Source organism: Zymomonas mobilis subsp. pomaceae ATCC 29192, assembly GCF_000218875.1.
Classification (GTDB): domain Bacteria; phylum Pseudomonadota; class Alphaproteobacteria; order Sphingomonadales; family Sphingomonadaceae; genus Zymomonas; species Zymomonas pomaceae.
The window spans coordinates 1-12698 of record NC_015715.1 but is presented as its reverse complement, the minus strand read 5'-3'; the positions used below and the strand labels follow the sequence as shown (position 1 = coordinate 12698).

Annotated in this window: 12 protein-coding genes, 1 pseudogene and 1 CRISPR repeat array (1 of these 14 running past the window's edge); all 13 genes and pseudogenes read left to right on the top strand. The window is 38.9% G+C overall.

Annotation, left to right across the window (positions count from 1 at the left end; genetic code table 11):
• A CRISPR array of direct repeats spans positions 1-947; the repeat unit is 32 nt; unit sequence GTCGCCTCCTTCGCGGAGGCGTGGATTGAAAC (it extends 141 nt beyond the left edge of the window).
• Positions 948-1378: 431 nt separating this feature from the next.
• Positions 1379-1618: a hypothetical protein gene (locus ZYMOP_RS08880; RefSeq protein WP_041582300.1), complete on the top strand. Its 240-nt coding sequence runs from the start codon at positions 1379-1381 to the stop codon at positions 1616-1618.
• A gap of 25 nt (positions 1619-1643) precedes the next feature.
• Positions 1644-1919, top strand: a complete 276-nt coding sequence (locus ZYMOP_RS08875) for a hypothetical protein (RefSeq protein ID WP_158498542.1) — start codon at positions 1644-1646, stop codon at positions 1917-1919.
• The gene (locus tag ZYMOP_RS09265; protein WP_049778894.1) at positions 1883-2215 is read left to right on the top strand and encodes a hypothetical protein; all 333 of its coding nucleotides are present in this window, start codon (positions 1883-1885) and stop codon (positions 2213-2215) included. The genes ZYMOP_RS08875 and ZYMOP_RS09265 overlap by 37 nt, the downstream gene beginning before the upstream one ends.
• Positions 2216-2242: 27 nt before the next feature.
• On the top strand, positions 2243-2695 hold the full coding sequence (locus ZYMOP_RS08870; protein WP_049778893.1) for a GIY-YIG nuclease family protein: 453 nt from the start codon (positions 2243-2245) through the stop codon (positions 2693-2695).
• 341 nt (positions 2696-3036) lie between these two features.
• A complete protein-coding gene (locus tag ZYMOP_RS08865) occupies positions 3037-5064 on the top strand; it encodes a MotA/TolQ/ExbB proton channel family protein (RefSeq protein WP_013945604.1) in 2028 nt (675 codons plus the stop codon).
• Complete coding sequence (locus ZYMOP_RS08860; RefSeq protein WP_013945603.1) at positions 5064-5885, top strand: OmpA/MotB family protein; 822 nt, start codon at positions 5064-5066, stop codon at positions 5883-5885. Before ZYMOP_RS08865 ends, ZYMOP_RS08860 begins: the two co-directional genes overlap by 1 nt.
• The gene (locus ZYMOP_RS08855) at positions 5882-7183 is read left to right on the top strand and encodes an EH signature domain-containing protein (RefSeq protein WP_013945602.1); all 1302 of its coding nucleotides are present in this window, start codon (positions 5882-5884) and stop codon (positions 7181-7183) included. The genes ZYMOP_RS08860 and ZYMOP_RS08855 overlap by 4 nt, the downstream gene beginning before the upstream one ends.
• A 9-nt stretch (positions 7184-7192) precedes the next feature.
• Entirely contained in the window at positions 7193-10297 is a 3105-nt protein-coding gene (locus ZYMOP_RS08850; RefSeq protein ID WP_013945601.1) for a DEAD/DEAH box helicase, read from the top strand.
• 64 nt (positions 10298-10361) lie between these two features.
• On the top strand, positions 10362-10640 hold the full coding sequence (locus ZYMOP_RS08845) for a type II toxin-antitoxin system RelB/DinJ family antitoxin (protein ID WP_013945600.1): 279 nt from the start codon (positions 10362-10364) through the stop codon (positions 10638-10640).
• The gene (locus ZYMOP_RS08840) at positions 10615-10944 is read left to right on the top strand and encodes a type II toxin-antitoxin system YafQ family toxin (RefSeq protein WP_013945599.1); all 330 of its coding nucleotides are present in this window, start codon (positions 10615-10617) and stop codon (positions 10942-10944) included. The genes ZYMOP_RS08845 and ZYMOP_RS08840 overlap by 26 nt, the downstream gene beginning before the upstream one ends.
• Positions 10945-11014: 70 nt before the next feature.
• Entirely contained in the window at positions 11015-11638 is a 624-nt protein-coding gene (gene parA / locus ZYMOP_RS08835) for a ParA family partition ATPase (protein WP_013945598.1), read from the top strand.
• A gap of 36 nt (positions 11639-11674) precedes the next feature.
• On the top strand, positions 11675-11965 hold the full coding sequence (locus ZYMOP_RS08830; RefSeq protein WP_013945597.1) for a hypothetical protein: 291 nt from the start codon (positions 11675-11677) through the stop codon (positions 11963-11965).
• An 81-nt stretch (positions 11966-12046) separates the two neighbouring features.
• Positions 12047-12611: pseudogene (locus tag ZYMOP_RS09700) on the top strand (phosphatidylinositol-specific phospholipase C domain-containing protein).
• The last annotated feature ends 87 nt before the right edge of the window (positions 12612-12698 follow it).

The following is a 12698-nucleotide window of genomic DNA, read 5'->3' as shown; positions in this document are numbered from 1 at the left end:
TTCGCGGAGGCGTGGATTGAAACTAAGATCAATGAGGGGCATTGTGTCCCAGATTCGGTCGCCTCCTTCGCGGAGGCGTGGATTGAAACATATAGTTTGGGTTGATTATCAGTGGTAGTTATTGTCGCCTCCTTCGCGGAGGCGTGGATTGAAACAATATTATTGAAACTCAATTCGTAGGCAAATCGTGGTCGCCTCCTTCGCGGAGGCGTGGATTGAAACTCGGATTAAATAAACACTGAAAAACAATCCCGTTGTCGCCTCCTTCGCGGAGGCGTGGATTGAAACCCCAAACAGCCCATTAATCCATACAGCGACATATGTCGCCTCCTTCGCGGAGGCGTGGATTGAAACAAACCGTTTCTAGTGATCGCAATCCAGAACGCATGTCGCCTCCTTCGCGGAGGCGTGGATTGAAACCAAGACATTAATAAAACCTTTCTTAGTTTTGAGGGTCGCCTCCTTCGCGGAGGCGTGGATTGAAACGAGGTTAAGCGTCAAGAAGCATTATCCATCAATGTCGCCTCCTTCGCGGAGGCGTGGATTGAAACCACCCACTGACCGCACCGAGAGCGTCACCTTAAAGTCGCCTCCTTCGCGGAGGCGTGGATTGAAACTATCGAAGCATGGCGAGGAACGGGCTGCGATTAGTCGCCTCCTTCGCGGAGGCGTGGATTGAAACCTTCAATGGTCAAGGGTCGCCTTAATATCACCGATGTCGCCTCCTTCGCGGAGGCGTGGATTGAAACTGTTATGGATAACCCGTGAAAAATGGAGGTCGTCGTCGCCTCCTTCGCGGAGGCGTGGATTGAAACCGTGATGTGTTTTCTAAAACTCTGCCTTTGGCCAAGTCGCCTCCTTCGCGGAGGCGTGGATTGAAACTTTGGATGCAGCTCGCTTGAAATCAGCATAGGGGTCGCCTCCTTCGCGGAGGCGTGGATTGAAACAACTCCGATATTTGGATTGAAATCGAGTGCCGCTTTCCTCGCCTTCCTTCATATCGCGGCTGTAAAATTATGGTTGCCTTCCTTTGTCAACAGAACCTAAATACCTTTCAAATCTGGTTTATAAAGCAAAAATGGAAGGTTACCTTATTTCAAGAAGGAAAAAATTGAATCTTCCTTGGCTGGAAAGGCGAATCCGGTTTGCTTAAAACCTCATTTCAAGACGAAAGGAGGTCTGTAGTTTTATGGATAAAAATAAAAAAGTGGATTTGGACAAAATTTTTCACGAAATGGATGAATTGGGCATAGATGGAAATCATCCAGCTATGAAAAAATCACCAGAAGAAAGCAAAATTCTTGAATAATTTGCCGAGATAAACCGATTTATTGATGAAAAAGGTTTTATCCCCGGTGAAAATCTTGAAAAGCGTTCAATGAATTTATCCGAACGTCGCTTAAAAAAGCGACTTTCTATCTATCGCCAAACAGCGGAATATACAGCCTTGCTCCAATCCGTTGACAAACACCATATTTTATCTTCTACCTTGGATAAAACAGAGATTCTAGACGAGAGTTCCGGCACTACGACCCATGAAATAACTTCATCCTTTCAGATGAATGGAACGATAGCTAGCGATAAAAAATCAGTCTTCGGTTCCTGCTTCCTTGGATGATATCTTTAATGAAGATAGCCTGCTTTTGAGCATGTCACCAGAAGTGGCTGCCATGTTTACTGATCCGATGCCTTGGGAAGACAAACAAGCATCTCGACCTAAAAGACCTGATAAGGTAGCCAGACAGATTCCATGTCAGGAATTTGATCGCTTCAAGCCACTATTTGGCCAGTGTGTTCAAGATTTGATTAGGGGTAAACGCATCAGTATGCGTTTCCGTGACGAACAGAATATCAAAAAAGGTGACTTTTTTATTCTGGTTTTATGGTCTATGTCGCTGATTACGGTGAAACTATCGTAAAAAACGGTAAGACTAATGCCCGTTTACGACTGATCTTCAATAACGGTATGGAAGGTGAAAATCTTCTTCGTTCATTAGCACGCGAATTATATAAAGACCCTAATGGGCGTCGTATTTCAGGCATTGATGGCGAAGATGTCTTTAATACAGAATCAACTCCTTCAAATATTTCAAATCCTGCTAATCCATCCGCTAATCCTATAGTATCGAAGAATATGCCTTCTTCCTATGCCGGCTTATCCCATACGCCTCCACGCGCCTTAAATACCTATCTAATCCCGCCATACCATCTTTAGATAAGGCTATCTTCTACGATAGCGTCTTTGCAGACAGAAACTAATATCACTAATATAAATAGCCAGCAGCAGAAAACAGGGTCGATTTATATTCTTCGGAGTCTGTCACAACAACCAGATACCGTGTCGTTAAGAAAAAATCTTTTCAAAATAGGATTTACTACTGGCGATATAAACCGCCGTCTTCAAAATGCAGAAGAACAGCCCACCTATCTTTTAGCTAAGGTTGAAATTGTCCGAGTTTATCAATGTTCTAATTTAAATGTTAGCCGCTTTGAAACTCTGCTCCACCGCTTTTTCGGAAAAGCACGAGCCGATATCCACATTAAAGACCGCTTCGGAAAAATATGCCATCCAAAAGAATGGTTTATTCTACCTTTGGATGTCATAGAACAAGCAATGCAGCTGATAATAACTGGTAAAATCACCGAATATATTTATGATATAGAAATGCAAAAATTAGTATATTTGATAGGATAAATTTTAAATATTATAAAAATAATTGATTATTTATTTTTAAACACCTTGTAAGTATTATCGTGTATCTAGAAAATAGTATCATGCCATCGTGACAGTAATATCTGGAAGGTTATTTTTACCACCACCATTTGGACATATAATAATTAAAATTAGTTTGTCAAAACTCATTTCTTGTTATTCAAGAAAACTCCGTACATTCTCAACAGTGATTTTTCTGATGAACACGCTGTCTTCTCGATATCAAAAAGCTTCTAAGCACAATTTAAATTAGTATAGATCCTTATAAAATTTTTATATAAAATATTAAATATTTTTAGATGTTTTTTAATTTGAGGCTGAAATTGAGTATTTTTTTTATAGGAACGCCCATTGAAAATTTAATTTTACTGGTTTCAGGTATTTTTAAAGAAGATGGATTTCCTGGAATTGTAGTATTCTTGATGGTTGTCGCATGCTTTATTTTAATTTTTCAGATGAATCGAGAATTCCATCATCAAAAAAAACTGATTAATAAACTTTCAGATAAAATTAAGGACTTTTCGAAAGCTTCTTTTGCGAAAGAAGGGCCGCCATCTATAGGAATTTGGCTAAGAGATCAAAAAGTATCATATGATCAAAAAAAAATATTATCCGCTTGGGATAAATTTGAAAAAACTTTAATTTCTACAAGTTATAGCGATAATTCATATATATTAACAACAGTCCAACCTGATTACTTTTTTAATACTGATGCACTTTCTTTCGGTTTAGGACGATGGCGTATTATACCAGGACTTTTTGTTTCTATTGGTCTTGCCTGTACATTCTTGGGATTAATTGCAGCACTTCATCAAATGGCTGATCAGCAAATTACATCAGAGACGATGCAAGCGCTCATGAAAATTGCATCAGCTAAATTTATCATGTCTCTAGCAGGGCTAGTATGTTCTATAGTCTTTATGATTTTTATGACGCGTATGAAATCCTTACCAGAACATGCCTTGCATGACTTAGTTTCAAATTTAGATGAACACTTATCGCCTCTTAGTTTAGAGAAACTAGGTCAAGAGCAGCTAGACGTACAGCAACAAATTTTAAATGTTCAGAAGACTATGGCAAATGATTTTGTCGCTGAATTAGGCCGATCTTTGAAAGAGGATGTGACTCCAGCGATATCAAATTCAATAAGTGAAGTGATGCATCCTATTATTAGTAAGGTGAGCCAACATAGTACTGATAGTATCACAACAATGGCTACAAATCTTTCTCAACAAATTTCTGGAGGCGTAGAACATGCATTGACAGTGGCAAGTGAAAGAATTGCAATGGCAGGGGATCGTATTGCGCAGCTTGTGGAGCGTATGGATCTTTCCTCTGGACGGATGGGATCAGAGATAGAGAATACAATAGTTCGTGTCTCACAGGCTGTAGATGATTTGCGTAATACAATAAATGAAGAAGCGATCTCAACGAGTGGCGTATTCGTTCATGGTGCTGAGCAGTTGCTAGCTACCATGAATACGACATTAGAATCCATTCGTGATAATACTGGTATTGGTGCTCGTGCGATCTCGGATGCAGCTACTAATATGGCCACTGCCAGTAAAACAATGCGTGCTGAAATGGAAGAAGCCACACAGAGTGGATCAAAGGCGGCATATCTACAAATAAGTGAGGCAGGAAATAGTGTCAGTATGGCCATTGATTCTGCAGGACAGTCTGTTCTTTCGGCTTTTGGCAATACCGCGAATAAAGTGGCTGAACTCGCTGGTGATGTAGGAGAAAAAGCAGGCCGAGAGCTTCTTGAGCCTATATCTTTGATTGCTGAAAAGCTTGAAAGATTATTATCTATGATAGATAGCGGGGTTCTCGCTATGCGCGATATGAGTAATAGCGTACAGGCAGGTGCCCATGCTGGTGAAATTGCTGCTAACAGTTTCCAAGGTGCCTCTTCGGATTTAGTTAACGCCACACAGCCAATTCGTTCTACTACAGAACAGATTGAAAATATATTACGCATTCTTTCTCAAAATATTGAGTCTTTTACGACAATTATTACTCGTAGCGCTGAAACAACAGCAATATCTTCAGCCAATGTATTGAAATCAGCAAAAGAAACGCTTGGGGGCGAGCAAAGATCAATAGAAATTGCTTTGCAAGGCGTTGAAAAAATTGCAAATCGTATGCAAGGACAAGCTCAAAAACTTGATGATATTGACCTAAAATTAGGTCATGCTTTTGAAGTATATGCTATGCAAACAGGAGAAGCTATGGATTCTATGCGTACGCATGTTGTACAAATGGCAAATGAACTGAATAAAGCACTTGATACACTCAAAACAATTGTTGATCAATTACAGGACTTTGTTCCTCAACAAGGGCATGATTGATGCAGCATAAATATCATATACGACAGGAAGAAAAAGAAGAGGCTGAATCAGTATTTGTTTCTATGACAGATATAATGGTTAGTTTTCTTTTTATTGTTATGTTGTTGATGGCATTTTTTGCTAGTCATTATAGTGATAATCAAACTATACATCATGATCCTTTAGAAATTTATAATGCTAAATCTGAAAATATAAGACATAATATTATTATGCATCTTGTGGACGCTGTTCGTGCTGATATCAAAAAAGAAAAAATAGAAGGATTGGAAGTAAGTACTCAAGGTGATGCTTTAAGATTTCAAGGGAATGGACTATTCGCTTCAGGGCAAGGGGGGCTAAGTGGGAATAGCTTAAGAATTATTAAGCTATTAGGCCATCATCTGGCTGATTTTATGCCTTGCTTTGCAGTCGGTTCTAAGGGAGCCGTTGCATTATCTTGTAATCCTGATTTGGTGATGTTGGAAACGGTTCAGGTTGAAGGGCATACCGACTCTAATGGCTCACATCAGAATAACCTCGTTCTCTCTACAACACGAGCCATATCAGCTTTTAATGAAATAGTACCTGACAGTAAAAATAATGATATGCCTGAAATGCTGGAATTCCAGAACTTATTAGGTCAGCCAATTATGGCTGTTGCGGGTTATGGTGAAATGAGGCCAGTTGGAAATAATGCAACTGTAGTGGGCCGAGCTGCTAATCGTCGTATAGACATGCGTTTTATTATGTATGTTCCGCCAGGACGAGATCTAATTCCTCATAAAGTTGAAGATATCGATAGAATTTCTTCATTACTAAAGCTTCAGGATTCAAAAAAATGACCCAAACAGGAACTCCATTGTCACAAATACTTGCTGATGGTGTTGAGTTTTCTGCGCTAGAAAGTATTTCACTTGACTCAATTTATTGCCGAGTGCGGCTTATCTTGGATAACTATGATGAAATTTTACCTCTAGAAAAAGATCCAGAAAAAATTTTAGCAAAAATGCTGCGGCTTATCGAAACATGGGACTGGTCTAATGTTCCTTTAAGCTTTCCTTTACAAGTAGCACGTTTTGTATTTTCACAAAAAAATATAAACTTTAATATTAAAATAATCTGTGATTTCTTACTTAAAGAAATACTATCATCTACTAAATCTGGATTTCTTAACTCTATGGTAGGTATTTATATTGAGACATTTTCAAAAAATAATATTTTTACACCTATTCTGGGTGAACATCTTTTTAAATCTCGTTTATATTTAGGACATCAATTCACAGACCTTTTGATAAAAGTCCCAAATTTTTTTGATGCATCTACAGTAGTTACTACAATTGCAGAATTTATAGAAAATATCGACGATCCATGGGAATCTCTGAAACAAATAGGTATCAGACATCCTCACGCACCGGGGTTGATGTCTGAAGTTCATAGTACTTTTGTGCGGCAAATAGCTCCTAAACTGCGAGAAAGATTTTATATAGACAAACTATTTACGTGGTTAGCTCCACATAATAATGCTCCCCTCCAAAATGGAGCCTCTGAAGCATTAAATGCTATTATGTCAGTGTGGGAAAAAGGCGAACCTGATAAAGAAATAAAAAAGTATCTGATTGATAGAATCACAGCATTGTATGGCCATCCACAAGTTGATCGTTCCCCTGTATGGGCCGAAGTCTCTGAAGAAAATGAGCGCCGTTTACTTCATTGGATTATGGGAAATGATATTCGATTTCTTTTCCAAATTTTGGCAGAGGTTGAGAAAAAACATATGTGGCATGATCGTGAAAATTTTTGGTGGACGATGTATGAATCAGGTAAGATTCATGGGTTATGGATTGCTTTTAATCCTGTAGGGTTTTCTGTGGCCAAAAAGCGATTAAAAACAGCGTTTACTCGATTTGCAGAGCAAACTGGAAAAAGCGATAAATCGCTTCTTATTATGCATATAGGTAATAATATTGTGGTAGAAGGTACTTATAATTTTCAGATTCATATTTTTAATGACCAAGATCCTGAAGCCCCAAAGCTTTACAAACCAAAATATAATGTAAATAGTATTAGAGAAAAATCAGCAAAAATTAAAATTATGCATCAGGGCAAGGGATGGATGGATAAAGTTTATAAAAACTTATAGTGTATCAAAATGAGTTTTGATTATTCATATAATAATGATAGAGTTATCATTAATATTCCTTCTAGAAATTCCAAATTTTTGGGTTTTCTTCAAAAAAATAAAAATTTTCAAAAAGTAGATTCAAAGAACTTTGATTTAGCTATTGCAATAGCTGATATTAGTGCTCTAGCAGATGAATTAAAAGAACCTTATGAAATTCACCAAAAATATATAATTCTTTCACATAGACTTGTTGGTTCTGTCGATTCGCAAACGGCTAAAATACTTAATTTACCACCGATCACTGATCTTGTACTCAAAACGGATGTCGAAGGTATCGTTGGTAGTTCTAGTTTTAGGTTAAGAGCAGAATGGCACAGAAATAACCAGCATCTTACTGTAAACAGAATTGGTTCAATTATTGAGACAAGCAAGGGAAGACAACGGATCCCAGCTTGGATGATGGATGTTCTTAATATTGCGGATGGTTGCCGCGCTTCAAATAATGATTCAATTGATTGGGATGTTTTAGCTCGTTTCCGCCAAGCTTTGGATCTAGGAGCAGAAAATATTAAAGATGGACATGCCTCATGCATATCAATGACTGATTTTTTGTCTGGATTACATGTTCGTCTAGCAGATCGTTTTTCTATTTCTCCAAATGAGCAAGGTACTGATTTTAAAATTATTCCATTCTCTGGCCAAAAAATAGATGATTCCGAAGAAATCTCAGAAAATATAGCAGAATTAAAAGGTCTATATCTTGCTGATTTTCAACGGAAATTAAAACAAAAAGGGGTGTTAAATACCTTTCGGTTATCATCAAATGAGTATCTTGTTATTGATCGTGCCGCAAAGCCTGTTTTGAAACTCTTACATCAAATGCAAGAGGCTTCTTTAGAAGAAAGAAAGGTATTTATTCGTAACCCGCTTCCTCGTCTAACCCAAGCTATTAAGCAAGATTTATATAATAATGGTAAGCTCTCTAACATAGATGATCTTCTTCAAGAAGAATTAATCGAAAAATCTGTTTTGCCAGCTTTTATTGAAACAATAGAATATAATAGTTTTTCTGAACGGGTTATTGGTATAGGTAAATTCGTTCCACCTGATTTAGGTATAAATCAATCTACAGGAACAACATGGCTTCCAGAAGTGTTCGGAGAAGAAGAAATGAAATATCTTCGTACGAAGACTACTAAAGAATTGGAGGATCTAGAAACTCATCTTGAACAAGCGATAAGAAACAAAGAAGAGACTGTAATATGGAAAGATATGAATTTTTCGGACAAGCCGAATATTTTAAATGAATTACGTTGCTTAATAATAAGCCGTGACAAATATTTAGAAGATAACCATCCGTTAGAAAAAAAAGAAAATTTAGCGAATACCGATTCTGATACTATAGTACTTAAAACACAAAATAATTTTGAAGAAGCAATTTATTCCCCAGCTATAAAACCTAGATTTTCATCTATACCAACTAGAATACCATCATCAATTGTTACTCCACTGAAACAACACCAGCGTGAAAGTTTCGACTGGCAAGTAAACGCTTGGAAATTTGGACTATCTGGAATTTTTAATGCTGATGAACAAGGTTTAGGAAAAACACTTCAGACAATCAGCTTTCTTGTTTGGCTAAATGAATTAATGGAATTTGATAAATCCCGTCGAGCTCCAATACTTATTGTCGCACCGACATCTCTGTTGCATAACTGGGAAAATGAGGTAGATAATCATGTCGAAAAGGTAGGGTTAGGACATATTATAAGATTATATGGGAGAGGAATTGATATAAGACGTCGAGATGGCACTTCTGGAATTGATACCAAGACAGGGGAATCGCTACTTGATTTCGAAGATATAATGCGTCATTTTTATGAAGGAAATGGGCATTTTACATGTATTATTACAACGTATACAACTTTAACTAACTATCAGCATTCTCTTTCAAAAATACCTTTTGCTGTTACTGTTTTTGATGAAATACAAGCTTTAAAAAATCCGGCATCTCTCAGATCTCAAGCCGCTCGTTCAATTAATGCTGATTTCCGGATAGGGCTAACCGGAACACCTATTGAAAATTCAACAACGGATCTATGGGCAATTATGGATCAGTTGGTGCCAGGACACTTGAGTTCTCTATTGGATTATCAGAGACACTATAGCAATCCTACCAAAGATAACATGAAGGATCTCTATCAAAAAATTTTTTGTAGCACAGGCCAGCGTCCTGCGCTCGCTTTGCGAAGACTTAAGGCAAATGTAACTTGTGACCTACCTTCTAAAACAAGGCTTATTCTACCTAAAGAAATGCCTGAGGTACAAGCCAAAGCATATGATGATATTCGGAAAAAACTGAAGGAAGGGCAAAGAGGAAACGCCTTAAAACTTTTGCATCATATCCGAACAGCTTCTGTACATCCTGCTGTTTCTTCTATTTCTACGGACCAAAAATTTATTGCACAATCAGGGAGATTGGCTGCTACCTTTGAAATTCTAAAACGAATTAAAACACGGGGGGAACGTGCTTTAGTCTTTATTGAAAATCTTAAAATGCAATATCGTTTTGCAGCGCTCGTTCGTTCTGAATTCGGTTTAGAACGGGTTGAAATTATTAATGGACAAACATCAATCTCAGAACGCCAAAAAATTGTTGATAGGTTTCAAGAACATTTAAAAGATTCAAAAAATAAGTTTGATTTGCTTATTTTAGGGCCTAGAGCGGCTGGTACAGGTTTGACGTTAACAGCAGCAACTCATGTTATTCATCTTTCCCGTTGGTGGAATCCCGCAGTTGAAGAACAATGCAATGATCGTGTCCATAGACTAGGGCAAACGCAACCTGTGTATGTGTATGTGCCTATGGCTATTCATCCTTATTATAAATCTAAAAGTTTTGACTGTCTTCTCCATAATCTAATGCAAAAAAAACGTCGTCTTGCACAGAATATATTATGGCCAATGGCTGATACAGCTAATGATGTAAGTCAATTGCAAGCACAGCTTATAAACGATGAGAATATTTTGGAAGTTGGTGATTGTGTAAAGAATGCAATGATTGGAATGTATGCAGATGAAGATGTTTTATGTCCTACCCCAGATAATAATGGTGCGTTTTTGTATATTTAATAAATAATCATTGACTTTTGTATCTCAAATAAGTTACAAACCTAAATGAGATAGGAGTCCGTTCATGCCCACAGCAAAAACAATGATACATGTTAGGGTCGCAGATGACCTAAAAGAACAGGTAAGCGCTACCCTAGCTTCTATGGGCTTGTCGGTTTCCGAAGCTGTCCGGTTATTCCTACATCGTGTTGTAGCAGAACAGAAATTCCCCTTCGAATTACGCGTCCCGAATGCAGAAACACGGCTGGCAATGTCGGAAACTGATGAAATCATCAAAAGCCGCCAAGGTCGTTTTTCCAATTCCAAAGAGTTGATTGATGGCCTTGAAGCGCACAGCAGATAGTAAACGCGCTTCTCTACCGAGGTCCTCCGATTATACCAAAAGTTTCCTAAAGGACTGGAAGCACTTATCACGGTCAGGACGTTATGATCTCAATCGTCTAAAGTCAGTCATGATGCTTCTGATTGAGAATGACGAACCCTTGCCCGCCGAATGGTTAGATCATCCTTTAAAAGGTGAAATGGCCGCATACAGGGAATGTCACATTGGAGGTGACTTTCTGCTCATTTACAGAATAGACGACAGTCGTCAGCCTGAAATGGTCATCTTTGTACGGACAGGGACGCATTCAGAACTCCTAGAATAAAGGCTTATTTCTAAAAATACGTATCGGCGTATGTAGCTAAATACGTATTTAAGTTAAAAAAGGTTAACGTATGCACGTTATTACGTTTTTAAGCCAAAAGGGTGGTAGTGGTAAGACAACACTCTCAGTCCACACAGCTGTGAGAGCCGAGGCTGTCGGTAAGAAAGTCTGCATCATTGATGCAGATCCTCAAGAGAGCGCAACAACTTGGGGGATGTATCGGGAAAAGCCTACACCTATCGTAGCTACTGCTCAAGCTAGTGATCTGGATGCCGCACTTTCAGCAGCTGAGGCAGAAGGTATAGACTTGGCGATTATTGACGCACCACCTCATGCGGCTCCTACTGCTAGTCAGATTGCCCGACGAAGTGATCTTATTCTAGTCCCTATTAGACCGAGCGCTTTTGACTTAGCGGCTGTGCCGGCAATTGTGGATATTATTAGGGCCTCGAAATCGAGAGGCGCTTTTATCCTGTCAGCCTGTCCTTTTCGGGCTCCAGAGATCGAAGAGACACGCCTTGCTTTAGAAAGCTATAATCTGCCTATTTTTCCATCTGAGATTGTTGACCGTCGCGCTTTTGCTCGCGCAGTCACTACCGGACGCGCAGTCACAGAATTTGAAAGTAATGGCAAAGCTGCTGAAGAGATCCATCATTTATGGACTTGGATTAATAATACGTTAGAACGTATATAGCTAAATACGTATATACTTAAATAAGGACTTTTTGCTATGGCCAAGAAACCAACTGGACTAGCTGCTTTTTCCCGCCCTAAAACGGTTACTCATCTGTCGACAGAAGAGCCAACCTCTACCATCGAAAATCAGGCTGCCTTTCCGATACGTAAGAAAAGAGGCTCGGGTGATATCGTTGCTTTAACGGTGAAAGTTCGCCGCACCGATTGGCAACGATTACGTCAGCTGGCGGATGCAGAGGGAACAACAATTCAAGCCATGGCAGAGGCAGGCTTTTCTGCTATCCTCGCCCAACATGGTTTAGCTCCTCTTGAAACAAGAAAGTAAACGTATCAGCGTATATAGCTAAATACGTAAATAAAGATTCTACATATACGATATGTATATATTCACAGTTCTTGTCCAACATTGCGCATCTGTCTTACTCAGATGAAAAATTGGTCAGAATCTCATCCTCGTCATATACCGATTTTTGTTATGATCGAAGCCAAGGTTCAGCCTTTGAATTTAAAGCTTTCTGGTAATCCAGATAAAACCCCAAATTTTTCAAAAATACCGCCCTTCACCGATAAAACTTATAACGAAATCGATCAAACTATTGTGGATGTATTAGGTCGAAACAAAGTTATTACTCTCGACGAGGTGAGAGGCGGCTATCCTAATTTGGAAGAGGCGGTTCTTGCCGGAAATTGGCCAAGCATGTGGAAAATTTATCTTTTTTTTAACAACCGCGACAGGCCGTGACGGCGCCGCGGCATACCTGAATGGTCATCCGAGGCTGAAGGGGCGAATGGCATTTATGGATTCCGAACCCGGAAAACCTTATGCCGCTTTTGTTCTTAGAGATAACACCTTAACCCGAGGAGATATTATTCGGAATGATGTCAAAAAAGGATATATTGTCCGAACTAGAGCCGATATTGATACCTACGAAGCTAAAAAGAATGATCTGACAAGGGCGGGCTGCATTTGATAGTGGCGCTCAAATCGTTTCGACCGATTACGAAGCAGTCGGCAATGCCTATCATACGCTAAAGATTCCAGGTAAAAATAAAGACGC

Coding starts and splice junctions, on each gene's coding strand:
- ZYMOP_RS08830 (WP_013945597.1), top strand. CDS start 11,675: ATGGCCAAGAAACCAACTGGACTAGCTGCTTTTTCCCGCCCTAAAACG.
- ZYMOP_RS08840 (WP_013945599.1), top strand. CDS start 10,615: ATGGCCTTGAAGCGCACAGCAGATAGTAAACGCGCTTCTCTACCGAGG.
- ZYMOP_RS08855 (WP_013945602.1), top strand. CDS start 5,882: ATGACCCAAACAGGAACTCCATTGTCACAAATACTTGCTGATGGTGTT.
- ZYMOP_RS08850 (WP_013945601.1), top strand. CDS start 7,193: ATGAGTTTTGATTATTCATATAATAATGATAGAGTTATCATTAATATT.
- ZYMOP_RS09265 (WP_049778894.1), top strand. CDS start 1,883: ATGGTCTATGTCGCTGATTACGGTGAAACTATCGTAAAAAACGGTAAG.
- parA (WP_013945598.1), top strand. CDS start 11,015: ATGCACGTTATTACGTTTTTAAGCCAAAAGGGTGGTAGTGGTAAGACA.
- ZYMOP_RS08860 (WP_013945603.1), top strand. CDS start 5,064: ATGCAGCATAAATATCATATACGACAGGAAGAAAAAGAAGAGGCTGAA.
- ZYMOP_RS08845 (WP_013945600.1), top strand. CDS start 10,362: ATGCCCACAGCAAAAACAATGATACATGTTAGGGTCGCAGATGACCTA.
- ZYMOP_RS08880 (WP_041582300.1), top strand. CDS start 1,379: ATGAATTTATCCGAACGTCGCTTAAAAAAGCGACTTTCTATCTATCGC.